At 67.1% G+C, this 23,561-nt stretch carries 21 protein-coding genes; 10 read left to right on the forward strand and 11 right to left on the reverse strand.

All coding sequences use genetic code 11. From position 1 onward, the window contains the following. Positions 1-38: 38 nt before the first annotated feature. From ACGHX3_RS04880 to ACGHX3_RS04890, 3 genes are all read left to right on the forward strand, one after another. Positions 39-2,027 carry an OPT family oligopeptide transporter gene (locus ACGHX3_RS04880; RefSeq protein WP_394696601.1) on the forward strand — a complete coding sequence of 663 codons (1,989 nt, stop codon included), beginning with the start codon at positions 39-41 and terminating at the stop codon, positions 2,025-2,027. 93 nt (positions 2,028-2,120) lie between these two features. After that, positions 2,121-4,190 (forward strand): prolyl oligopeptidase family serine peptidase, encoded by a 2,070-nt coding sequence (locus ACGHX3_RS04885; protein ID WP_394696602.1) that lies wholly within the window; start codon positions 2,121-2,123, stop codon positions 4,188-4,190. 67 nt (positions 4,191-4,257) lie between these two features. Continuing rightward, positions 4,258-5,517 carry a DUF819 domain-containing protein gene (locus ACGHX3_RS04890; protein WP_394696603.1) on the forward strand — a complete coding sequence of 420 codons (1,260 nt, stop codon included), beginning with the start codon at positions 4,258-4,260 and terminating at the stop codon, positions 5,515-5,517. Positions 5,518-5,681: 164 nt separating this feature from the next. On the opposite strand, the gene ACGHX3_RS04895 is transcribed toward ACGHX3_RS04890, so the two are convergent. The 10 genes from ACGHX3_RS04895 to ACGHX3_RS04940 all read right to left on the reverse strand — a co-directional run bounded on the left by ACGHX3_RS04895 (position 5,682) and on the right by ACGHX3_RS04940 (position 15,981). Beyond that, positions 5,682-5,906 carry a YbdD/YjiX family protein gene (locus tag ACGHX3_RS04895; RefSeq protein WP_162338359.1) on the reverse strand — a complete coding sequence of 75 codons (225 nt, stop codon included), beginning with the start codon at positions 5,904-5,906 and terminating at the stop codon, positions 5,682-5,684. 3 nt (positions 5,907-5,909) lie between these two features. Next, a complete protein-coding gene (locus ACGHX3_RS04900; protein WP_394696604.1) occupies positions 5,910-7,997 on the reverse strand; it encodes a carbon starvation CstA family protein in 2,088 nt (695 codons plus the stop codon). 112 nt (positions 7,998-8,109) lie between these two features. Further along, positions 8,110-9,123, reverse strand: coding sequence for a magnesium/cobalt transporter CorA (gene corA, locus ACGHX3_RS04905; RefSeq protein ID WP_162338357.1), 1,014 nt, complete (start codon positions 9,121-9,123; stop codon positions 8,110-8,112). A 142-nt stretch (positions 9,124-9,265) separates the two neighbouring features. Then, positions 9,266-11,287 (reverse strand): glycoside hydrolase family 97 protein, encoded by a 2,022-nt coding sequence (locus ACGHX3_RS04910; protein ID WP_394696605.1) that lies wholly within the window; start codon positions 11,285-11,287, stop codon positions 9,266-9,268. A gap of 45 nt (positions 11,288-11,332) precedes the next feature. Continuing rightward, entirely contained in the window at positions 11,333-12,511 is a 1,179-nt protein-coding gene (locus tag ACGHX3_RS04915) for a DUF4105 domain-containing protein (RefSeq protein WP_394696606.1), read from the reverse strand. Continuing rightward, entirely contained in the window at positions 12,504-13,379 is an 876-nt protein-coding gene (locus ACGHX3_RS04920) for an HlyC/CorC family transporter (RefSeq protein WP_213600853.1), read from the reverse strand. Before ACGHX3_RS04920 ends, ACGHX3_RS04915 begins: the two co-directional genes overlap by 8 nt. A 40-nt stretch (positions 13,380-13,419) precedes the next feature. Further along, entirely contained in the window at positions 13,420-14,004 is a 585-nt protein-coding gene (locus tag ACGHX3_RS04925; RefSeq protein WP_394696607.1) for a hypothetical protein, read from the reverse strand. 4 nt (positions 14,005-14,008) lie between these two features. Further along, entirely contained in the window at positions 14,009-14,497 is a 489-nt protein-coding gene (ybeY, locus tag ACGHX3_RS04930; RefSeq protein WP_213600851.1) for an rRNA maturation RNase YbeY, read from the reverse strand. A gap of 124 nt (positions 14,498-14,621) precedes the next feature. Continuing rightward, complete coding sequence (locus ACGHX3_RS04935; protein ID WP_394696608.1) at positions 14,622-15,608, reverse strand: PhoH family protein; 987 nt, start codon at positions 15,606-15,608, stop codon at positions 14,622-14,624. Positions 15,609-15,636: 28 nt separating this feature from the next. Then, a complete protein-coding gene (locus ACGHX3_RS04940; RefSeq protein ID WP_394696609.1) occupies positions 15,637-15,981 on the reverse strand; it encodes a hypothetical protein in 345 nt (114 codons plus the stop codon). A 99-nt stretch (positions 15,982-16,080) separates the two neighbouring features. Here ACGHX3_RS04940 and ACGHX3_RS04945 point away from each other — a divergent pair, with 99 nt between their 5' ends. From ACGHX3_RS04945 to ACGHX3_RS04965, 5 genes are read left to right on the forward strand one after another with little or no spacing between them, the layout of a single operon-like run. Next, the gene (locus ACGHX3_RS04945; protein WP_213600848.1) at positions 16,081-16,782 is read left to right on the forward strand and encodes a TetR/AcrR family transcriptional regulator; all 702 of its coding nucleotides are present in this window, start codon (positions 16,081-16,083) and stop codon (positions 16,780-16,782) included. Then, positions 16,772-17,731: an HlyD family secretion protein gene (locus tag ACGHX3_RS04950; RefSeq protein WP_394696610.1), complete on the forward strand. Its 960-nt coding sequence runs from the start codon at positions 16,772-16,774 to the stop codon at positions 17,729-17,731. Before ACGHX3_RS04945 ends, ACGHX3_RS04950 begins: the two co-directional genes overlap by 11 nt. Positions 17,732-17,744: 13 nt before the next feature. Beyond that, positions 17,745-18,671 carry an ABC transporter ATP-binding protein gene (locus ACGHX3_RS04955; protein ID WP_394697242.1) on the forward strand — a complete coding sequence of 309 codons (927 nt, stop codon included), beginning with the start codon at positions 17,745-17,747 and terminating at the stop codon, positions 18,669-18,671. Next, on the forward strand, positions 18,668-19,753 hold the full coding sequence (locus ACGHX3_RS04960) for an ABC transporter permease (RefSeq protein ID WP_394696611.1): 1,086 nt from the start codon (positions 18,668-18,670) through the stop codon (positions 19,751-19,753). Before ACGHX3_RS04955 ends, ACGHX3_RS04960 begins: the two co-directional genes overlap by 4 nt. Positions 19,754-19,790: 37 nt before the next feature. Next, positions 19,791-20,222, forward strand: coding sequence for a hypothetical protein (locus tag ACGHX3_RS04965; protein ID WP_394696612.1), 432 nt, complete (start codon positions 19,791-19,793; stop codon positions 20,220-20,222). 9 nt (positions 20,223-20,231) lie between these two features. Here ACGHX3_RS04965 and miaB read toward each other — a convergent pair whose 3' ends face one another. Then, positions 20,232-21,668, reverse strand: a complete 1,437-nt coding sequence (gene miaB, locus ACGHX3_RS04970; RefSeq protein WP_394696613.1) for a tRNA (N6-isopentenyl adenosine(37)-C2)-methylthiotransferase MiaB — start codon at positions 21,666-21,668, stop codon at positions 20,232-20,234. 217 nt (positions 21,669-21,885) lie between these two features. On the opposite strand from miaB, the gene ACGHX3_RS04975 reads away from it, so the two are divergent. Continuing rightward, positions 21,886-22,782, forward strand: a complete 897-nt coding sequence (locus ACGHX3_RS04975) for a lytic transglycosylase domain-containing protein (RefSeq protein WP_313928281.1) — start codon at positions 21,886-21,888, stop codon at positions 22,780-22,782. Between the two features lie 167 nt (positions 22,783-22,949). Then, complete coding sequence (gene petA, locus ACGHX3_RS04980; protein ID WP_213600842.1) at positions 22,950-23,561, forward strand: ubiquinol-cytochrome c reductase iron-sulfur subunit; 612 nt, start codon at positions 22,950-22,952, stop codon at positions 23,559-23,561.

The following is a 23,561-nucleotide window of genomic DNA, read 5'->3' on the forward strand; positions in this document are numbered from 1 at the left end:
CGCTAGCGTGTCCGCCTTCTGCCATTTGGGAACGCGCCATGAGCTCGCCGGGGACCCCGCAACTTACCTTCCGCGCCGTCGTGCTGGCCATCGTGCTGGCCGTGGTGCTGTCGGCCGCCAACGCCTACCTGGGCCTGTTCGCCGGCCTGACCGTGGCCACCGCCATTCCGGCGGCCGTCGTCTCGATGGGCGTGCTGCGCCTGCTCGGCGGCGGCACCATCCTGGAGAACAACATCGTGCAGACCGGCGCCTCCGCCGGTTCGTCGATCGCGGCGGGCGTGATCTTCACGATTCCCGCGCTGATCATCCTGGGCTACTGGCAGGACTTCCAGTACTCGTGGGTGCTGGCCATCGCCGGCCTGGGCGGCCTGCTGGGCGTGCTGTTCTCGGTGCCGTTGCGCCGCTCGATGATCGTCGAAGAGCCGCTGCCGTTCCCCGAAGGCAAGGCCGCGGCCGAAGTGCTGAAGGCCGGCGAGAATCCCGGACCGGGCCTGAAGATCCTGGCGTTCTCCGCCGCCATCGGCGCAGTGCTGAAGGTCGCCGCCTACAGCGGCATGCGTCTGATACCGGACACCGCGGCCGGCGCGGGCTTCTTCGGCAAGTACCTCGGTTACCTGGGCACCAACCTGTCGCCGGCGCTGCTGGGCGTGGGCTACATCGTCGGCCTGAACATCGGCATCGTGGTGCTGTCGGGCAGCATCCTGTCCTGGCATATCGCCATTCCGCTCTACCACATGTTCTTCATGGGAACGGATCCGGCCTTGGCGCAGAGCATTGCCGGTGCGGGTGCGGAGGACATCGCCGGCGCCATCTGGTCGGCCAAGATCCGTTACCTCGGCGTGGGCGCCATGCTGATCGGTGGCGTGTGGACCCTGTTCTCGCTGCGCAAGTCGCTGCTGTCGGGCGTGAAGAGCGGCATCGCCGCCGCGCGTGCGGGCTCGGGCGGGGCCGATGTCGCCGAGACCGACCGCGACCTGCCGATGAAGTGGATGCTGGTGGCGCTGGTGGTTTTCGTGTTGCCGCTGCTGCTGCTGTACCAGGCCATCGTCGGCATGTGGCATGTCAGCATTCCGATGGCGATCATCATGATCGTCGCCGGCTTCCTGTTCGTATCCGTGTCGGCTTATCTGGCCGGTCTGGTGGGCTCGTCGAACAATCCGGTGTCGGGCATCACGATCGCGACCATCCTGTTCGCGTCCGTGGTGCTGTTGCTGCTGCTGGGCGAGAGCGGACGCATGGCGGTCGGCGCCGGCGGCGCGCCGCTCGGTGCGGTCGCCGCGATCATGATCGGCGCGGTGGTGTGCTGCGCCGCAGCGGTCGGCGGCGACAACCTGCAGGACCTCAAGGCGGGCTACATCGTCGGCGCGACGCCATGGAAGCAGCAGCTGATGCTGGGCATCGGTGCATTCTCTTGCGCGCTGATCATGGCGCCGGTGCTGAATATCCTGTCCGAGGCCTACGGTATCGGGGCACCGACGGCCGAACATCCGAATCCGCTCTCCGCGCCGCAGGCCACGCTGATGGCCTCGGTCGCCAAGGGCCTGTTCGGCGGCGAGCTGCCGTGGGGCATCATCGGCATCGGTGCGGTGATCGGCGCGGTCATCATCGCCATCGACGAGGCATTGAAAGCCAAGGGCAGCAGCTTCCGTGTGCCGGTGTTGGCCGCGGCCATCGGCATCTATCTGCCGCTGGAGCTGATGGTGCCGATCTTCCTCGGCGGCCTGCTGGCCTACCTGGTGGAGAAGCGCCACGGCATGGTGGGGACCAAGGACGAGGAAGCGCGCGATCGCATCCACCGCCCGGGCACCTTGTTCGCCGCCGGCCTGATCACCGGCGAGGCGCTGATGGGCATCGCCGTGGGCGTCGCCATCTACGCCACCAAGGACCGCGACGTGCTGGTGCTGCCGGAGGCGTTCCAGCAGGGCGAGATCGTTGGCCTGGTGATCCTGGCGATCGTCGGCTGGCTGCTCTACCGCACGGGCGCCAAGTCGAAGGCGCTGGGCGAGGTCGAACCCGGCCCCAAGTGAGATGACACACGGCGCAAAGGCGTGACCTGACGCCTTTGCGCCGCGGCGCGCTTAGCGCCTACCATCGGGGTTTCCCTGTTGCCGGAGCCCCGGATGAAGCTGAAATCCGCCCTGTTGCCCCTCTGCCTGCTGGCCGCGCTGCCGTCGCTGGCCGCCGCCCGCGGCCTGGACGTGCGCGACCTGCAGAAGCTGGACCGCGTCTCGTCGCCCACGCTGTCGCCGGACGGCAGCACCGTGGTGTTCGCCAAGCGCGTCGTCGATGCCGACGTGGTGAAGGCCAGCAGCAGCCTGTGGATCCGGAACCTGCTGACCCGCGACCTGGCACCGCCGAAGCGGCTGACCCCGGAAGGCTGGAGCGTCAATTCGCCCGCGTTCTCGCCGGACGGCAAGACGGTCTACTTCCTCAGCGCCAAGTCCGGCACGCAGCAGCTGTACGCGCTGCCACTCGCTGGCGGCACGCCGCGCCAGCTGACCGACTTCGCGCTGGACGTCGCCAGCTACAAGCTGTCCCCGGACGGCACGCGCGTGCTGTTCAGCACCGATACCTTCGCGGACTGCAAGGCCGACTTCGCCTGCACGAAGAAGAAGCTGGACGACACCGCCGCGAAGAAGAGCACCGGCGTGGTCTACGACGGCCTGTTCGTGCGCCACTGGGATACCTGGGCGGACGGCCGCCGCAGCCGCCTGTTCGTGGCCGCGCTGCCGGTGGGCAAGGCCAAGCCGGTCGCCAGCGCCACCTCGCTGACGGACAGCCTGGACGGCGACGCACCGTCCAAGCCGTTCGGCGGTGCCGACGAGTACACCTGGTCGCCGGATGGCGCCTCGGTCGTCGCCGCGATCCGCGTGGCGGGCAAGGGCGAGGCGTGGTCGACCAACTTCGACCTGTACAGGCTCGCCGCCGATGGCAGCAGCGCACCGGTCAACCTGACGGCGTCGAATCCTGCATGGGACACCGGCCCGGTGTTCAGCGCCGACGGCAAGACGCTGTACTACCGCGCGATGAAGCGCCCGGGTTTCGAAGCCGATCGCTTCGGTCTGATGGCGATGGACCTGGACAACGGAAAAGTCCGCGAGATCGCACCGGACTGGGATCGCAGTGCCGACAGCATCGTGCTTTCGGAGGATGGCGAACGGATCTACACCACTGCGCAGGACGTCGGTGAGCACCCGCTGTTCTCGGTCGACATCCAGAGCGGCGAGACGCGCAAGATCGTTGGCGACGGTAGCGTCTCGGCGTTCGACATGGCCGGCAAGACGCTGGTGTTGTCGCGCAACACGTTGCAGTCCGGCGACGTCATCTACGCCACCAGCGACGACGTCGGCGCCACCTTGCGCGCCATCACCCCAAGCGCCGGCGAGGTGCTGAAGGACGTGTCGTTCGGTGAGTTCGAACAGTTCACCTTCAAAGGCTGGAACAACGAGACCGTACACGGCTATGTGGTCAAGCCACACGACTACGTGGAAGGCCAGAAGTATCCGGTCGCGTTCCTGATCCACGGCGGTCCGCAGGGCAGTTTCGGCAACGGCTGGAGCTACCGCTGGAATCCGCAGACCTATGCTGGCCAAGGCTACGCGGTGGTGATGATCGACTTCCACGGCTCCACCGGCTACGGCCAGGCCTTCACCGATGCGATCAGCCAGCACTGGGGCGACCGTCCGCTGGAAGACCTGCAGAAGGGCTGGGCGGCGGCGCAGCAGAAGTACGCCTTCCTCGACGGCAAGAACGCCTGCGCGCTGGGCGCCAGCTACGGCGGCTACATGATCAACTGGATCGCGGGCAACTGGAACGAGCCGTGGAAGTGCCTGGTCAACCACGACGGCGTGTTCGACATCCGCTCGATGGCCTACGTGACCGAAGAACTGTGGTTCACCGAGTGGGAGAACGGCGGTACCCCGTACGACGTGCCGAAGAACATCGAGAAGTTCAACCCGGTCAACCACATCGCCAAGTGGCGCGTGCCGATGCTGGTGGTGCAGGGCGAGAAGGACTACCGCGTGCCGGTGGACCAGGGCCTGTCCACGTTCACCGCGCTGCAGCGCAAGGGCATCGAGTCGAAGCTGCTGTACTTCCCCGACGAGAACCACTGGGTGCTCAAGCCGCAGAACAGCATCCTGTGGCACGACACCGTCAACGCCTGGCTGAAGCAGCACATCGGCCGTTGAGCGTCGTCCGATGGCCGGCCGTGCGCCGGCCATCGTCGTTTCCGAAGTCCGCAGGGAGTCCCGACCGATGGCGATCGAAGCCACCGCACCATCCACCGCACTGATCCAGAACGACGCCGTCGTGATGGGCCTGCTCGCGGCCACGCTGGCGTTCGTGTTCTGGGGCGCCTCGCGCCCGGCCGGCGCCTGGAAGAAGTTCTATGCCGTCGTGCCGGCACTGCTGATGTGCTACCTGCTTCCGGCGATCTACAACAGCGTCGGACTGATCGACGGCAATGCGTCCGGCCTGTACGCGATGGCGCGCGACTACATGCTGCCCAGCTCGCTGGCGCTGTTCTGCATCGCCATCGACCTGGTCGCCATCCTGCGGCTGGGGCCGAAGGCGATCATCATGTTCCTGACCGGTACGGCAGGCGTGATGCTGGGCGCCCTCGTGTCGTTCGTCGCGCTGGGCATCATCCATCCGGAGACCGTGGCCGGCGATACCTGGAGCGGCATGGCCACCCTCGCGGGCAGCTGGATCGGCGGTGGCGCCAACCAGGCCGCGATGAAGGAAGTCTTCGCCGTCGATTCCACGCTGTTCGGGCAGTTCGTCGCGGTGGACATCCTGGTCGCCAACGTCTGGATGGCGTTCCTGCTGTTCCTGATTCCGCGCGCGGCGAAGATCGACCGCTGGATGGGTGCCGATACCCGGGTCATCGACGACCTGCGCCAGCGCATGGAGAACTACCACGCGCAGCACGCACGCAATCCCACGCTGACCGACCTGATGATCATCCTGGGCATCGGCCTGGGCACCACGGGCCTGGCGCACTTCCTCGCCACGCCGCTGGTCGAGTGGATCAGGACGTTGCCGGCGGAATGGAAGCTGGAAGAGTTCAGCCTGACCTCCACGTTCTTCTGGATGGTGGTGATCGCCACCACGGTCGGCCTGCTGCTCAGCTTCACCCGCGCGCGGCAGATGGAGGGCGCCGGGGCCTCGAAGGTCGGTACCGCGATGCTGTACGTGCTGATCGCCACCATCGGCATGCACATGGACTTGAAGGCACTGGTCGACAAGCCCTGGCTGTTCCTGCTGGGCGCGATCTGGATCGTGACGCATGGGCTGCTGCTCTTCATCGTGGCCAAGCTGATCAAGGCGCCGTTGTTCTTCGCTGCGGTGGGATCGCAGGCGAATATCGGCGCGGCGGCATCGGCACCGGTGGTCGCCAGCGCATTCCATCCGTCGCTGGCGCCGGTCGCGGTGCTGCTTGCGGTGTTCGGCTATGCGCTGGGCACGTATGCCGCGTACATCACCGGCATCCTGCTGCGCGGCATGGCGGGGTAGTACAGGCGGGCCTGCTGCAGAAGCGACATGCGTCGCGACGTTGATGTTTCCGGTCGCGAATTACCGGTGCCGGCATGGCGGCACCACTCCTACAGGAAAGCGGGAGTAAAAAAAGGGCGAGGCCAATGGCTTCGCCCTTTTCGTTTCTCTCGGATCCCGCTGACTCAGCAGCAGCGGAACCCACTCCTGCCGCCGAACCGCGCTTCCTGCCGCTCCCGGAAGAAGGTCTTGTAATCCATCGGCTCGCGGTCGGGATGCTTCTCGAGGATGTGCCGGACATAGTTGTCGTAGTCCGGCACGCCGCAGCACAGCCGCGCCGTCTGCACCAGTCTTCGCCACACACGCTTGTGCGTGGCGAAGTGCGAGAGCGGGACGAGGTCGGTGCCCATGGCTTACAACCACACCTTCTGCTGTTCTTCCGTCAGTGCGACGTACGGCGATTCGCGATCCGTACGCACGCTGCTGGCACGGGCTTTCAGGATCGCCTTGACCGCGTAGAACAGCACGCTGAACACCACGAACAGGAACAACACGGTCAGGCCGGTGTTGACGTAGCTGTTGATCACCACCTGGTGCATCTGGCTCATGCTCTTGGCGGCGCCGAGCAGCTGGCCGTCGGCGATGGAGGCCTGGTACTTCTTGGCCTGGGCGACGAAGCCGACCGCCGGGTTGCTGTCGAAGATCTTGATCAGGCCCGCGTAGGTCGTGCAGATCAGCAGCCACACGGCCGGCACGATGGTCACCCACGCGTAGCGGTCCCGCTTCATCTTGAACAGCACCACCGTGCACAGCATCAGCGCGATGCCGGCGAGCATCTGGTTGGCGATGCCGAACAGCGGCCACAGGGTGTTGATGCCACCCAGCGGATCCACCACGCCCTGGTACAGGAAGTACCCCCACAGCGCGACGCAGCCGGCGGTGCCGATGACGTTTGCACCCCAGGAATCGGTCCTGCGCAGCGGCGGGATGAAGTTGCCCAGCAGGTCCTGCAGCATGAAGCGGCCGGCACGCGTGCCTGCGTCCACGGCGGTCAGGATGAACAGCGCTTCGAACAGGATGGCGAAGTGGTACCAGAACGCCATCATCGCGTCGCCGCCGGGCAGGGCATCGTGCAGGATCACCGCGATGCCGACGGCCAGCGTGGGCGCGCCACCGGCGCGCGAGATGATGGTGTGCTCGCCGATGTTGTGCGCCGTCTGTTCCAGCATTTCCGGCGTCACCACGAAGCCCCAGCTGCTGACCTTGGCGGCCACGTCGACCGCGGTGGTGCCGATCGCGGCGGCAGGGCTGTTCATGGCGAAGTACACGCCGGGCTCGATAATCGAGGCCGCGACCAGCGCCATGATGGCGACGAACGATTCCATCAGCATGCCGCCGTAGCCGATGTAGCGGGTGTGCATTTCGTTGGCCAGCAGCTTCGGCGTGGTGCCGGAGCTGATCAACGCGTGGAAGCCCGACACTGCGCCGCAGGCGATGGTGATGAACAGGAACGGGAACAGGCCGCCCTTCCAGACCGGGCCATCGCCGGTGCTGGCGAACTGCGTCAGCGCCGGCATCTTCAGCGAGGTCACTTCCGGGCTGGCGATGACGATACCGATGGCCAGCGCCACGATCACGCCGATCTTGAGGAAGGTCGACAGGTAGTCGCGCGGCGCCAGCAGCAGCCACACGGGCAGCACGGCGGCGACGAAACCGTAGCCGATCAGCATCCAGGTGATCTGGGTGCCGGTGAAGGTGAAGGCGGGGCCCCAGGTGGGATGCGCACCGACCTTGCCGCCGAACCAGATGGCGAGCAGCAGCAGGACGATGCCGACCACCGAGATCTCGCCGATCCTGCCCGGGCGGATGTAGCGCATGTAGATGCCCATGAAGATCGCGATGGGCATCGTCGCGATCACCGTGAACATGCCCCACGGGCTTTCGGCCAACGCCTTCACCACGATCATCGCCAGCACGGCCAGAATGATGATCATGATCAGGAAGGCGCCGAACAGCGCGATGGTGCCGGCCACCTGGCCCATTTCCTCGCGGACCAGGTCACCGAGCGAGCGACCGTTGCGGCGGCTGGAGATGAACAGGACCATGAAGTCCTGCACCGCACCGGCCAGCACCACGCCGGCGATCAGCCACAGCATGCCGGGCAGGTAGCCCATCTGTGCGGCCAGCACGGGGCCGACCAGTGGACCGGCACCAGCGATGGCGGCGAAGTGGTGGCCGAACAGCACGTGCTTGTTGGTGGGCACGTAGTCCAGGCCATCGTTGTTGATGTGCGCCGGCGTGGCCCGGGTCGGGTCCAGCCCCATCACGTTCTTCGCGATGTACAGGCTGTAGTAGCGGTAGGCGACCAGGTAGATGGACACCGCCGCGACGACGATCCACAACGCACTGATCTGTTCGCCCTGGCGCAGCGCCACCACGCCCAGGCACACCGCACCGAGCAGCGCGAGCGCCGCCCAGCCGATCTTGGAAAAGCCATTCATACGGGAACCCTCCGACAAGTCGGCACAAGGGTCACCCCATGCGGGAAACCGGTCAATCCGTAATGTCGGATTCAGCCTTCGACTTTGGTCGCAGTCCGGCGGCGTAGGGGAGTCAGAGCCAGCGCGAGCGTTTGAACAGCCGGTACAGGCCGTAGCAGGCCAGCGCCACGCCACCGATCAGCAGCGGGTAGGCGAAGCGGCCCTCCAGTTCCGGCATGTGTTTGAAGTTCATGCCATACCAACTGGTGATCAGCGTCGGCGCCGCCAGCAGGGCGGCCCAGGCGCCCAGGCGCTTGACGATCTCGCCTTGCGCCAGCGTCACCAGCGACAGGTTCACGCTCAGCGCGGTGGTCAGCATCTCGCGCAGCGTGTCGGTGTACTCGTTGACGCGCAGCACGTGGTCCTGCACGTCGCGGAAGTACAGGCGCACTTCCTCCGGGATCAGCGCGCTCTGCGAGCGCGTCAGCTGCGCCAGCACGTCCTGCAGTGGCGCCACCGCCAGCCGCATCTGGGTCAGTTCGCGCTTCAGCTCGTACAGCTTCACCACCGTCACGCGGCGGTAGGTGTCGGCGAAGATGTCCTTCTCCAGCGTGTCCAGCGTTCGCTTGAACTGGTCGATGATGGGCCGGTAGTTGTCGACGATGTAGTCCAGCACCGCATAAAGCCCGTACGACGGCCCGAGTGCCAGCAGGTCCGGCTCGCGCTGGACGCGTTCGCGCACGGGCGCGTACGACAGCGAGGCGCCGTGGCGCACCGTCACCAGGTAGCGCGGACCCAGGAAGGCGTGGGTCTCGCCGAACTTGATGCGGTCGTCGACGACCTGCGCGGTGTGCACGGCGACGAACAGCGAGTTTCCGTAGGCCTCCAGCTTGGGGCGCTGGTGTGCGTTCTGCGCGTCCTCGACGGCCAGGTCGTGCAGGCAGAACTCCTCCTGCAGCTTCTCGAGGATCGTATCGGCGGGCTCGTACAGCCCCACCCAGATGAAGCTGCCGTCGTCGACGGCCAGCACGTCGCTGATCTCGTCCAGTCCTATGTCGCGCCGTTTGCCGCCCTTGTCGTAGAGCACGCAGTTGATCACGCATTGCGGCAGGACGGGCTTGGTATCGACGGCGGCAAGGTCATTCATGGCGGGAATCGTGCGCCATGCCCGTGGCTGCGGCAAGTCGGGCTCCTTGTAGAACATCTCTGTAGGAGCGCCCCATGGGCGCGATGCTTCTAGGTCACGCAAAAGCATCGCGGGCATGGCCCGCTCCTACAGAGGCATGCAGTCACTGCGCCACGAAGCGGATCGCCTGCCCGCCGCCCGGCGCCAGCGTCAGCGTCAGCGTGTCGCCGCGGGTCACGCTGCGCTCCTCGATCACGATGTCCTGCGGCGCGGTCTTCCAGTTGGCCTTGTCGCCGTCGCGGTAGATCTGCGCGGTATAGCGGCGGCCTTCGTCGAGGAAGGACAGCGGCACGTTCAGCGTGCGGCCGTCCTCGTCGGTCAACGCGCCGAGGTACCAGTTGTCGCCGCCGCGCTCCTTGCGCGCGATGGTGACGTAGTCGCCGACTTCGCCGTTCAGCACGCGTGTGTCGTCCCAGTCGACCGGCACGTCCTTGATGAACTGGAACGGCGCCGGGTTCTTCTCGTAGTTCTCCAGCAGGTCGGCCGCCATCTGCAGCGGGCTGTAGATCACCACGTACAGCGACAGCTGCTTGGCCCAGGTGGTCGCGATGCCGTCGGTGGAGCGCGTCTTCATGCCGAAGATGCCGGGGGTGTAATCCATCGGACCGGCCAGCAGGCGGGTGAACACCAGGTTGGCCTCGTGCTCGGGCGGATTGCCGGGCTGGCCCCAGGCGCTGAACTCCATGCCGCGCGCACCTTCACGGGTGATCCAGTTCGGATACGTGCGGCGCAGGCCGCTGTCCTTGATCGGTTCGTGCGGATTGACCGAGATGTGGCGCTTGGCCGCTTCGGTGACCACCTTCAGGTGGTGGCGCGCCATGTCCTGGCCTTCATGCCACGCGTGGTGGCGCTTGCCATCCGTGCCGTTGACCTTGGCCTGGCTGGCATCGGCGACGTAGCCGGTCTTTACCGCCGGTACGCCGACGCGCTGGTACAGGTCGAAAGCATCGCCCATCTGCGTTTCATAGTGCGCCGCATTGCCGGAGGTTTCGTGGTGGCCGATGAGCACCACGCCCTTCGATTTCGCATAGGCCGCCAGCGCGGGCAGATCGAAATCGGGATACGACTGGGTGAAGCTGAAATCCTCGCCGTTGCCGAACCAGTCGCCGTCCCAGCCCACGTTCCAGCCTTCGACCAGCACGCCGCCGAAGCCGTGCTTCGCGGCGAAGTCGATGTGCTTGCGCACGTTCTCGTTGGTGGCGCCGTGCCTGGGACCGGAAGCCCAGCTCTTCAGGTCCAGGTGCATCTCCCACCACACGCCGACGTACTTCATCGGCTTGACCCACGACACGTCGCCGAGCGCATTGGGCTCGTTGAGGTTGAGCGTCAGGCTGGACATCGCCAGGCCAGCGGCGTCATCACTCAGCAGCAGCGTGCGCCAAGGCGTGTCGAACGGTGCCGCACGCACCACCTTGCCCTCGCCGATGCCCGGCGTCAGGTCGGCCTTCAGGCGGCGGTCCTCGACGCGGGTCAGGTTCATGCCGCTGTAGTCGACCAGCGCTGCCTCATGGATCGACAGGTGGCTGCCGTCGTCGAACTTGAAGGTGATCGGCGTCTGCGCGTCGCCGACCTGCTGCACCGGCGTGCGGTGGTACAGGTATTCCTCGCGGTTCCATTCACCGGCGGGAATCCACCAAGCGGTTGCGTCACGGGCCAGCGAGAACTCGGTCAGCTCCTCGCCGATCTTCACCTGCTCCAGGCCCGCCTGCTTCGGGAAGCGGTAGCGGAAGCCCACGCCGTCGTCGAACACACGGAACACCACGTCGAAGCGGCGGAACGGCTTGGCCTTTTCCTTCAGCGTGACGGTCAGTTCGTTGTAGTGGTTGCGGATGAAGCGACGCTCGCCCCAGGGCTGTTCCCAGGTCTCGTCGACGCTGCGCGTGCGCGGCTGCACGATCTCGATGTTGCGCTCGAACTTCGGCGCGTCCAGCAGCAGGAAGCCCAGCCGCGATGGCGTGATGACCGCTTGGCCCTTGCGCGAGACCGCGTAGGCGGGGCGACCATCGTTGTCGGTGGACAGGTCCACGACGATGGAGCCGTCGGGCGAGGCGACGCGTGGGCCGGGTCCGGCATGCGCCGATGCGGCGACGGCGAACACAACAAGCGTGGAGAGGAAACGGAGCATGCGACCCTCGCGATAGGCAGAGGGCCGCATCGTGCGTGGCGTGGCTCAGCGCGACAAGCGGCGTGGCATGAATACGTATGCAAGCGCCAGATGGATCGGCAGCAGCAGGGCGATCCAGGTCTGGTTGTACTGCAGCCGCAACGGCAGCCAGTGCAGGAACCACGCGGCCAATGCGCCCACCGCGATGGTCACCAGCAGCCACGAGAACCACGCTGCCGGTGTGCGGCGGCGCAGCACGGCAATTGCGCCGGGAATCAGCAGTACGCACAGCGGATTGAGCAGCAGCAGGTTGCGGTTCGCCCACGCGGCCCAATGGTCGGTGAAGCCCCACAGGTAGACCAGCAATGCGCCACAGATGAAGCAGACCAGCCAGAACGGCAGCGCCACGGCGACGAGCGCACGGGGCCAGCGTCGACCAGCCAGCGCGATGGCAATCGCGATCAGCACGCCCGCACCCAGCCATGGCAACCAGCGTCGTGGGGTTTCGGCGGGTTCGGCGGCGATGCGGTGCGGCAGCAGTTGCATCTCCGACTGCACCAGCGGACGGCCCGCGGCGTTCTTCGTTTCGCGCAGGCTGTCGGCCAGGCGCATCGGTACGTAGGCCTCTTCCCAGCGCGCCATCGGCTTGTCGGCATTCGGACCGAGGCCGAGGTCGAAGCCCAACCACATCCACGTCGCCGGCGAAGCGAGCCGGACGGCTTCGCTGCGGAACGTGTTGCCGCGCGAACGCCCGGCCAGCTGCGACTTCAGCCTGCCGCCGAGGGCGGCGTCCAGCGCGTCGCGCACCTGGGTCGAGCAGTTGGAAGTGAAGTAGTCGTAACGGTAGCGCGCGTTCTCGGGCCTGGCGCGCTCGGCCAGGGCGTCCGCCAGCGCCTGCGCCTGCGCAGGCTCCATGTCCAGCCACTGCAGCGACACGCCGCGCCCGCTCTCGCGGTACTGCATCAGGTCCTGCTCGAACGGCAGTGCGACCAGGTAATACATCATGTGGCCGCGGGCGAAGTTGCCGACGAAGTCCGCTTCGCCCGGATCGAAGAAGCCGAAGTTGTACGAGATCGCATCGCCGCTGGCGGGGTCGACCACGACGATGGCGTTGTGGCCGAAGCGCTCGAAGAACACCTCGCCCGGCGCCATCGTGGCCACGCCGATCCGCGGCGCCGCCCAGGCGGCCGACGCCAGCAGCCACAGCACGCCCAGCAGCGCCAGGCGCGCGGCCGCGTTACGCATCGGCCAGCACTCCGACATGGAAGGCATGCACGCGGCGCGCATCGGCACGGGCGACGCGGAACATGAAGCGTCCCAGCGTCAGCTCCTCGCCGGTCTCCGGCAGGTGGCCGATGGCGGCGGTGATCAGGCCGCCGACGGTGTCGTACTCGTCGTCGAGGAAATCGGCGCCGAAGCGCTCGTTGAAATCGGCGATAGGCGTCAGTGCGTCCACCACGAACTGGCCGTCGGCCTGCGCCGCGATCAGCGCCGCACCGTCCTCGGCTTCGTCGTGCTCGTCGTCGATCTCGCCGACGATCTGTTCCAGCACGTCCTCGATGGTGACCAGACCGGCCACGCCGCCGTACTCGTCCACGACGATCGCCATGTGGTTGCGCGACAGCCGGAATTCCTTCAGCAGCAGGTTGAGCTTCTTCGATTCGGGAATCAGCACCGCCGGCCGCAGCAGTTCGCGCACGCTGCCCGGCCCGTTGTCGGCGACGACGCCGCGCAGCAGGTCCTTGGCCAGCAGGATGCCGAGGATCTCGTCCTTGTTCTCGCCGTGCACCGGAAAGCGGGAGTGGCCGGATTCCACCACGTCCTTCATCAGGTCGAGGAAGCGTGCCTCCACCGGCAGCGAGACCATCTGCGCGCGCGGCACCATGACATCGCCCACGGTCAGGTCGGCGACCGCAATGGCGCCTTCCATCATCTTGAGGGTGTCGCCGCCGATCAGGCCGTCGGACTGCGCGTCGCGCAGGATGGCCACCAGGTCGTCGCGTGTGCTGGGTTCGCCGGAGAACGCCGAACTGAGGCGGTCCAGCCAGGTGCGCCGTTTCTCCGACGGTTTGTCGGAGCCTTCCGGCGCGAGGGTACTGTCGTCTTCTGACATCTCTCGGGAGCGGTCGCCCCGCTGGGGCGTGGCGTTCAGTCTAACCCGGTTGGGCGGCCGGCGCAGGCGGCGCCGCCCCGTCCCCAGCGTCCTCGTCGGTCTCGTCCCCCGGCAGGTCCAGGCTGTAGCTGCAGCCTGCCAGCGTCTTGCCGGGGTGCGAGGACACGTTGCTGACGTTGAGCACGGCCGAGTCGATCAGCACCTTGCCCGTGGCCGGGTCGCTGACCTCCTCGCTGCGCACTTCCTTGCCGAACATGGCCTTGGCCGGCGTGTCGACGGCGGTTTCCAGCTCGAGCTGCTTCGCCAGCGGACGCGGATCGGGCAGATCGAGCACGGCGACGACGCCGCCGCCAGAGAAGGCGATGTGGTCCGTGTCGTGCCCGAACACCCGCACCGGGGCGAGCAGGCGGTACTCGCTCATGAACATGTTCGCCTGCGGCAGCGGTTGCCAGCCCAGCGCGACCGCCTTCAGCGGATCTTCCAGCAGCGGCGCGATCGCCGCGAGCTGGCCCAGGTCGCCCCGGCATTCGATCAGCGCCGCGAGATCGGGGCGCGCATCCTGTGCGGCGGCGGACAGCGGGAGGCACAGCGCCAGCAGAGGCGCGAAACAGACGGCACGCAGCATGGGATCAGTCTTCCGCGTAGGGGTCGGCGATGCCGAGTTCGGCCAGGATCTCGCGTTCCAGCTGTTCCATGCACTCGGCCTCCTTGTCGTCTTCGTGGTCCCAGCCGAGCAGGTGCAGCGTGCCGTGCACGGTCATGTGCGCGTAGTGCGCGGCCAGGGGCTTCTTCTGTTCCTTGGCCTCGCGCGCGACGACCGGCGCGCAGATCACCAGGTCGCCGAGCAGCGGCATCTTCACGCCCTTCGGCAGCTTGACGCCTTCGGCCATCTCGGCCGGGAAGCTGAGCACGTTGGTCGCGTAGTCGCGACCGCGGTAGTGCCGGTTGAGCGCGCGGCCCTCCTTGCTGTCGACGATGCGGATGGCCAGGTCGGCTTCGCGGATGCGGCCCTTCAGTGCGGCAGCAACCCATTTGCGGAAACTCACCGCGGACGGAATGCCGGCACGCGGCAGCGCATAGTTGACGGCGACTTCGAGACGGACGGGGCCTTGGGTCATTTTTAATGCTCGTCATTCCGGCGAACGCCGGAATCCATGTTGCTTTTACTCATGATGGGTTGAGGCAAGCCAGGGGGAAGATCAAGCTGGGTCCCAGCTTGCGCTGGGACGACGAGCAGTAGGTCTATTGGTTCGACTCCGTTTCCGGATCCTTGCCGTCGCGTGCATCGTAAGCCCGCACGATCTTCGCCACCAGCGGATGACGCACCACATCGCGGCTGGTGAAGAAGTTGAACGAAATGCCGTCGACGCCGCGCAGCACCTCCAATGCGTCCTTCAGGCCGGATTTCTGGTGCTTGGGCAGGTCGATCTGGGTCAGGTCGCCGGTGACGACGGCCGTGCTGCCGTAGCCGATACGCGTCAGAAACATCTTCATCTGCTCGATGGTGGTGTTCTGCGCCTCGTCGAGGATGACGAACGCATCGTTGAGCGTGCGGCCGCGCATGTAGGCCAGTGGCGCGATCTCGATGACGTTCTTCTCCAGCAGCTTGACCACCTTTTCCACGCCGAGCATCTCGTAGAGCGCGTCGTACAGCGGGCGCAGGTAGGGATCGACCTTCTGGCTCAGGTCGCCCGGCAGGAAACCGAGCTTCTCGCCGGCCTCCACCGCCGGGCGCACCAGGATCAACCGCTGTACGCGCGACTCGTTCAATGCCTCGACCGCGCTCGCCACCGCCAGGAAGGTCTTGCCGGTGCCGGCCGGGCCGATGCCGAAGTTGATGTCGTGCGTCGCGATGGCATGCAGGTACTTGGCCTGGTTGGCGCCGCGGCCGCGCACGGTGCCGCGCTTGACCTTGATGGCCACGTCCTGTGGCTGGTAGTCCGCGTCGGCGATGCGGTCGACGTTGGCGCTGTTCAGGCGGAGGTGGATGGCTTCGCTGTCGAAGGTCTCGCTGGCGGACTCTTCGTACAGCGCATGCAGCAGCTTCTCGGCAGCCGCAGCCGATTTCTCCGGCCCGGTGATGCGGAAGATGGCGCCACGGTTGGCGATCTCCACGCCCAGGCGCAGTTCGATCTGGCGCAGGTGCGCGTCGAACGGCCCGGCCAAGTTGGCGAGTCGCTCGACGTTCTCGGGCTGCAGGGTGAATTCGTGGTGGCTGGGGGCAGTCATGGGGCGGGCAGGGGCTCGTTGCGTGGATTCAATGGCGGGTCTGGTCGTCCGCATCGTCGACCGGCCACTGGTGGAAAACGTAGACCTCGTCGTCGACGAGGGCCTGGTCGAAGTGTTCGGCCTCGGGCGCGTCATGACGCTCGATCTGCAGCGGCTCGTCCTCCACCGCGATCACTTCCCACTTCTGCTCACGGACGAATTCGACCGCGCGGCGCATGGGGTCCGGGGCGAAGGCGGGCCGCAGGTAGCAGGTGATGAAGGCGCCACCGGCCTCGGCGAAATCGGGGCTGTCGTGCAGCGGACGGGCTTCCAGGGTGAACACCCACAGGCGCGGGCTGTCGGAGGAAATGGCGGCGATTCCTGGCGATTGCAAGACGGGCCAGCAGGGTAACCCGCTGCCCGGGAAAGCCGCATCAATGCCGTCCGTCGGACAGGGGTTGAGATTTAATTAAACAGAAAATTAAATATAGCCATGAAGAAGTCAACGCCCCCCGCATCCCCGGCCGTAACACGCCCCGATCCCGCTCCCCGCAAACGCGCCCGTGGACGCCGACCCACGGCCGAGTCGGCCGACCTGCGCGCGACGCTGCTCGACGCCGCGCTGGCATGCTTCGTCCGCAAGGGGATCGCCGCCAGTTCGCTGCGCGACATCGCCAGCGAGGCCCACGTCACGCCCGCGCTGGTGCACTACTACTTCGGCGACAAGGCGCAGCTGCAGCAGGCGGTGGTGGCCGAACGGCTGCTGCCGGTGGTGGCGCAGATGCGCGCACCGGTGATGCAGGCCGGCGATGGCGATGTGGCCGCGCTGGTCGCCGGCTTCGTGCACGGCATCGGCGGCGTGGTCGCGCAACATCCGTGGCTGCCGACGCTGTGGGTGCGCGAGATCCTCTGCGAAGGCGGCGCGCTGCGCGACATGATGATCAGCCAGGTCGGCCCGATGCTGCCGAAGATGATGGCGGGCCGCTTCGCCGCTGCGCAGCAGGCGGGGCAGCTCAATCCCGACCTCGATCCGCGCCTGCTGATGGTGTCGCTGATCGGGCTGACCATGTTCCCGATGGCGAGCGCGCCGATCTGGCGCCAGCTGTTCGGCGCCGACGACATCGACTTCGACGACCTGCGCCGGCACACGCTGGTGCTGCTGGACCGTGGACTGGAGCTGGACCATGCGAAATGAACTGACCTGTTTGGCCTTCGCCTCCGCACTGCTCCTGCTGGCTGGCTGCAAGGCCGACGCACCACAGGCCATGGGCACGCTGGAATGGGACCGGGTGACGCTGCCGTCGCCGGTGGCCGAGAAGATCGTGCGCATCGACGTGCGCGAAGGCCAGCAGGTCGCCGCCGGCGCACCGCTGTTGCAACTCGAGCTGACGCGCACGCAGTCGCAGCTGGCGGCGGCGCAGGCGCAGGCCACGCAGAGCCGCGAAGCACTGGCGGAGCTGCGCGCCGGTCCACGCCGCGAGGACATCGCGCAGGCGCGCGCCAGCCTGGCCGCCGCACAGGCGCAGGCCCGCGATGCCGATGCCTACTACGCACGCCTGCAACCGCTCGGGCGCCAGCAACTGGTCGCCGCCTCCGAGGTGGACCGCGCACGCGCCGTGTCGCAGAGCGCGCAGGCACAGGTGCAGCTGGCGCAGGCCGCATTGCTGGAACTGGAGCGCGGCACGCGCAGCGAGCAGGTCGCGCAGGGCGTGGCCGCCGTCGCCTCCGCTGACGCGCAGGCGAGCGTACAGGCGGTGACGCTGGACAAGCTCAGCGTGGTCGCGCCGCGCGCCGGCCGCATCGACAGCCTGCCGTACAAGCTCGGCGACCAGGCGCCGGTCGGTGCGCCGCTGGCAGTGCTGCTGGTCGGCGAAGCGCCTTATGCGCGCGTCTACCTGCCACAGGCGCTGCGCAACCGGCTCAAGGTCGGCGACACGGTACAGGTGCGTCTGGATGGTCAGCAGAAGACCTATGCCGGTCGCGTGCGGATGATCCGCAGCGAACCCAGCTTCACCCCGTACTTCGCACTCACCGGCCAGGACGCGGCACGGCTCAGCTATCTGGCAGAGATCAGCCTGGGCAAGGAGGCGTCCGACCTGCCGGTCGGTGCGCCGCTGCAGGTGGTGTCCGATGGCGACGAGTGACGGCGATCCCGCGATCCGCGTCCGCGGCCTGACCAAGCGCTTCGGCGCGCTGGTCGCCGTCAACGACGTCGACCTCGACGTGCCGAAGCGCAACGTCTACGGCTTCCTCGGCCCGAACGGTTCCGGCAAGTCCACCACCATCCGCATGCTCTGCGGCCTGCTGACGCCCAGCGCCGGCGAGATCGACGTGCTCGGCCTGCGCATCCCGGAGCAGGCCGAGCAGCTGCGCACGCGCATCGGTTACATGACCCAGAAGTTCTCGCTGTTCGAGGACCTGACCGTGCGCGAGAACCTGGAATTCCTCGCCGCCGTGCAGGATATCCCACGCGCGCAGGCGAAGCGCCGCATCGACGAGCTGGTCGAGCAGTACCACTTCCATGATCGGCAGAAACAACTCGCAGGCACGATGAGCGGCGGCCAGAAGCAGCGGCTCGCCTTGGCCGGTGCCGTCATCCATTCGCCGGAACTGCTGTTCCTCGACGAACCGACCAGCGCGGTCGATCCGGAGTCGCGTCGTGACTTCTGGGAGAAGCTCTTCGAGCTGGCCGATGCCGGCACCACGCTGCTGGTGTCGACGCACTACATGGACGAGGCCGAGCGCTGCCACCGCATCGCCATCCTCGATCGTGGCGTGCTGGTAGCGGACGGTACGCCGGATGCGCTGACCGGTGAGCTCGCCGGGCGCACGCTGGTCGTTGAGGCTGCGCAACCGCGGCAGGCGCAGAAGGTGCTGATGGGCCTGCCCGGCGTGCTCAGCGTGGCGCAGATCGGCAACGTGCTGCGCGTGCTGCTGGCGGAGAACGACGATGCCGCCGCACGCATCGCGCAGGGGCTGCGGGCCGCCGGCATCGAGGCCGGTGTATCGGCATCGCAGGCCAACCTGGAGGACGTCTTCGTCTCCGCCACGCGCGGCCAGCCGGCGCACGAGGGGGCCGCATGAACCTGCGCCGCCTGATGGCCGTGATGGTCAAGGAGCTGCGGCAGATGCGGCGCGACCGCATCACCCTGGCGATGATCGTCGGCATTCCTGTGATGCAGCTGCTGCTGTTCGGCTACGCCATCAATACGAACCTGCGCGACCTGTCCGCCGGCATCGCCGACCAGGCGCGCACCTCGGCCTCGCGCGCGCTGGTGATGGACATCGTCGCGACCGGCGTGGTGACGCCAGTGCAGGATGCCGCCACGCCGCAGGAACTGGTCGAGTCGATGCGGCGCGGCGAGATCAGCATCGGCATCGTCATCCCGCCGGACTACGCCCGGCGCCGGGCCGAAGGCCGCGAGGCGGTGCAGATCTTCGTGGACGGCAGCGACAACGCCGTGCAGAGCGCCGCCGCACAGCTGGCGCAGATGCCGCTGGACGGCAGCAGCAGTCTGCTGGCGGCACGGACCATCAGCGTGGTCGGCTTCTACAATCCGCAGCGGCGCTCGGCGGTGAACATCGTGCCGGGGCTGATCGGCGTGATCCTGACGATGACCATGGTGCTGTTCACCGGCGTGGCCATCGTGCGCGAGCGCGAGCGCGGCAACATGGAACTGCTGATCGCCACGCCGGTCAGCAGCGCCGAGTTGATGATCGGCAAGGTGCTGCCTTACGTGGCCATCGGTTTCGTCCAGACCACGGTGGTGCTGGCGCTGGGCATGTGGTTGTTCCAGGTGCCGCTCGGCGGCAGCCTGCTGCATGTCTACATCGCCGCCTGCCTGCTGATCGTCGCCAACCTGACGCTGGGCCTGCTGATCTCCACGCGGGCGCAATCGCAGTTCCAGGCCATGCAGATGACGTTCTTCATCTTCCTGCCGTCGATCCTGCTGTCCGGTTTCATGTTTCCGTTCGCCGGGATGCCCAGGATCGTGCAGTGGATCGCCGAAGCGCTTCCGCTGACGCATTTCCTGCGTCTGATCCGCGGCATCATGCTGCGAGGCGCCAGCCTGTGGGAGCTGTGGGCCGATGTGCTGGCGCTGCTGGCCTTCACCGCGGTGATGATGTCGGCGGCGATCCTGCGCTTCCGCAAGCGGCTGGACTGATAGGCTGACGCATCAGCCCGGAGCTGGAGATGGAGTAATGGACGAAGCGGCGATAGGCAAGGCGGTGGACGCCATGTACGCGATGATTTCCGGGCCGGCTGGTCCCCGTGACTGGTCGACGCAGGAGGCGGTCTTCCATCCGGACTGCCGGCAGATCCGTACCGGCGTCGATGCGGGCGGCAAACCGTGGCGCCTGTCGTTCACGCTGGCGGAGTACCGCGCGAATGCGGACGCACTGCTGGTGGAGATGGATTTCTTCGAGGTCGAGACCGGGCGCGAAGTGCGCGTGTTTGGCAACATCGCGCATGTCTGGAGCGCGTACGAAGCGCGTACGGCGCCCGGCGATGCCGTGCCGGAGCGGCGCGGCATCAACAGCATCCAGCTCTACAAGGGCGAGGACGGCTGGAAGATCATCCACATGATCTGGGACAACAAACGCGACGGCGTGCCGCTGCCCGCTGTCGGCTGATCCATCGGCTCAGTCGGTGCCGGCGATGCGGCCGCGCAACGAGTTGGACAGCGCCTCGGTGATCACCGCGTCGACGAACTGGCCGACCAGCCGCGGATGGCCGGGGAAGTTCACCGAGCGCATGTTCTCGGTCTTGCCGGTCAGATCGTTCGGGTTCTTCTTCGACGGGCCTTCCACCAGCACCGACTGCACCGTGCCGACCATGCGCTGCGAGATGCCGGCGGCGTAGGCGTTGATGTGCTGCTGCAGCCGGTCCAGGCGCGCATGCTTCACCGCATCGGTCGTGTCGTCTTCCAGATCCGCGGCCGGCGTACCGGGGCGGCGCGAGTAGATGAAGCTGAAGCTCTGGTCGAAGCCGACGTCCTCGATCAGCTTCATCGTCTTCTCGAAATCGGCATCGGTTTCGCCGGGGAAGCCGACGATGAAGTCCGAGCTGATCGAGATGTCCGGCCGCACCGCGCGCAGCTTGCGGATCTTCTGCTTGAACTCCAGCGCCGTGTAGCCGCGCTTCATCGCCGACAGCACGCGGTCGCTCCCGGCCTGCACGGGCAGGTGCAGGAAGTTCGCCAGTTGCGGCACGTCGCGGTAGGCGTCCACCAGCGAGTCGCTGAACTCAAGCGGGTGCGAGGTGGTGAAGCGGATGCGGCCGACGCCGTCGATCTCGGCGATGGTGCGGATCAGCAGGCCGAGGTCTGCCACCTCGCCATCGCCGTAAGGACCACGGTAGGCGTTGACGTTCTGCCCGAGCAGGTTGATCTCGCGCACGCCCTGGGCGGCCAGCTGCGCGACTTCCACCAGCACGTCCTCGAACGGCCGGCTGACTTCGGTGCCGCGGGTGTAGGGGACCACGCAGAACGAGCAGTACTTCGAGCAGCCTTCCATGATCGACACGAACGCCGACGGACCTTCGGCGCGCGGCTCCGGCATGCGGTCGAACTTCTCGATCTCGGGGAAGCTGATGTCGACCTGCGGCCTGTTCTGCTCGCGGCGCGCACGGATCAGCTCCGGCAGGCGGTGCAGGGTTTGGGGACCGAACACCAGGTCCACGTACGGTGCGCGCTTGACGATGGCCTCGCCTTCCTGCGACGCCACGCAGCCGCCGACGCCGATGATGACGTCGCGGCCACCGGCCTTCAGCGCCTTCCAGCGGCCGAGCTGGCTGAACACCTTCTCCTGCGCCTTCTCGCGGATGGAGCAGGTGTTGACCAGCACCACGTCGGCTTCTTCGGGGTTGTCGGTCAGCTCCAGGCCGTCGGAGGCGGCGAGCACGTCGGCCATCTTGGCCGAGTCGTACTCGTTCATCTGGCACCCGTGGGTCTTGATGTACAGCTTGCCCCGCACCTGGTCGGGCGTGCGGGGACGACCGATCGGCAGGGGGACGAGGGCGGGGTCGGTCACGGCGGGGCCGGCCGTGGTCGGCAGGTCGGGGGCTTGCGTCCCGGTCATGGCGCTTAATCCAGTCGGGTGGGCGGGCAGGGCGGCGTAGTTTACGCGCTTCGCAGCGGCCGGATACCGGACCGGATGGCGTTGGTAGGGGGTATCTGGCCCGCATCGGGCCGCCGTGCGGCCGATGCGTCGAACTCCGACCGGCCGCACAGATTGGAGGAAACCTTTGTTGGACAAGGACTTGGCAATCATCCGGGAATCCGGGACACTGCGTGGCATGAGGGGGACTCTGACGCTTCTGGCCATGCTGGCCGCGTTGACCGCACTGCCGGCCAGCGCGGGCACGCTGTACAAGTGCACCGGCGCGGACGGTGTGCCGGCCTATGTCAGCAAGCGCGTGAGCGGGTCCAGTTGCGAAGTCGTGAGCCGCTACACCCCCGACCGCAGCCGCCCGACGCAGGTCGCCTCCGTGTCCCGTCCTGCTGAGGCGGCGCCCGCGACAGGGGCGGCCACCACGCCTGCGCTGTCGGACTCCGCCGCCGCCATCGTGCCGGCGGCCATGCCCGCGACGCCGCCCGCGGCGACCGGTCCCCGCCGCGTGGTCAGCGGGCAGGTCTACTCCTACATCAAGGACGGCGTGCGCCACTACACCAGCACGCGTCCGCAGGGCGGCACCCAGGTCGCCAGTCTGCGCACCATCAAGTACAGCTATATCGAAACCTGTTTCGCCTGCGGCAATCCGGGCGTCGACTTCGGCCGGCTGCGCCTGAACACCTCCGCCTATGCGGCCGAGATCGCCGCCGCCTCGCGCGAGTTCGGCGTGGAGGAATCCATCCTGCGCGCGATCATGCACGCAGAGTCCTCCTACAACCCGATGGCGCTGTCGCATGCCGGCGCACAGGGCCTGATGCAGCTGATGCCGGCGACGGCGCGCCGCTTCGGCGTGACCGACTCCTACAACGCCGGCCAGAACATCCGTGGCGGCGCGCAGTACCTGGCCTGGCTGCTGAAGCGCTTCAACGGCAACCTGACCCTGGCCGCCGCCGGTTACAACGCCGGCGAAGGCGCAGTGGACCGTCATGGCGGCGTCCCGCCGTACAAGGAAACCCAGCGCTACGTCGAACGCGTCGCCGTCCTGGCCGACCGCTACCGCCACGCCGTCGCCGCGCGCTGAGTCGCAGCGGGTGCCTGAGGGCGCGTACAAGTCCTTGATTTCTTGGTAGCCGTTGTCGGCCCATTAAGGCTTCCGTTACACTTCGACGTCTTTTGCGGTCGCCCCCGGCGTCTTGGGTGCGGCCTTGGCAGCCTTTTTAGCTACCTGATTGTTTTGCGGAGTGCCGGATGGCCATCGATGGGGTCAATGGGCCTGTGAATACGGGCCGACGCCGGTTCCTGACTGCAACCACCGCGGTGGTGGGTGCAGTGGGTGCCGGTATTGCAGCAGTACCTTTTATCAAGTCGTGGAATCCGAGCGCACGGGCCAAGCTGGCCGGCGCCCCGGTGACCGCCGATCTCACCGGTCTGCAGGAAGGCCAGCGCCTGATCCTGGAATGGCGCGGCCAGCCGATCTGGATCGTCAAGCGTTCCAAGGCGATCCTGGACGCGCTGCCGACCCTGGACGCCAACCTGCGCGACCCGCAGTCGGCCAACAAGGACCAGCAGCCGGCCTACATCACGGGTGAGACGCGCTCGCTGAAGCCTGAGATCTCCGTGCTGGTCGGCCTGTGTACCCATCTGGGCTGCTCGCCGGAAATGGCCGCCGAGATCAAGCCGGAGCCCTACGACCCGAACTGGAAGGGCGGCTACTTCTGCCCCTGCCACAAGTCGCGCTTCGACATGGCCGGCCGCGTGTTCCAGGGCGTGCCCGCGCCGACCAACCTGGTGGTGCCGCCGCATTTCTACCAGGACGACAACACCATCGTGGTCGGCCTCGATCCGCAAGGGGGCGCGTAA

The sequence above is a fragment of the Pseudoxanthomonas japonensis genome (genome assembly GCF_043632995.1).
GTDB lineage: Bacteria > Pseudomonadota > Gammaproteobacteria > Xanthomonadales > Xanthomonadaceae > Pseudoxanthomonas_A > Pseudoxanthomonas_A japonensis.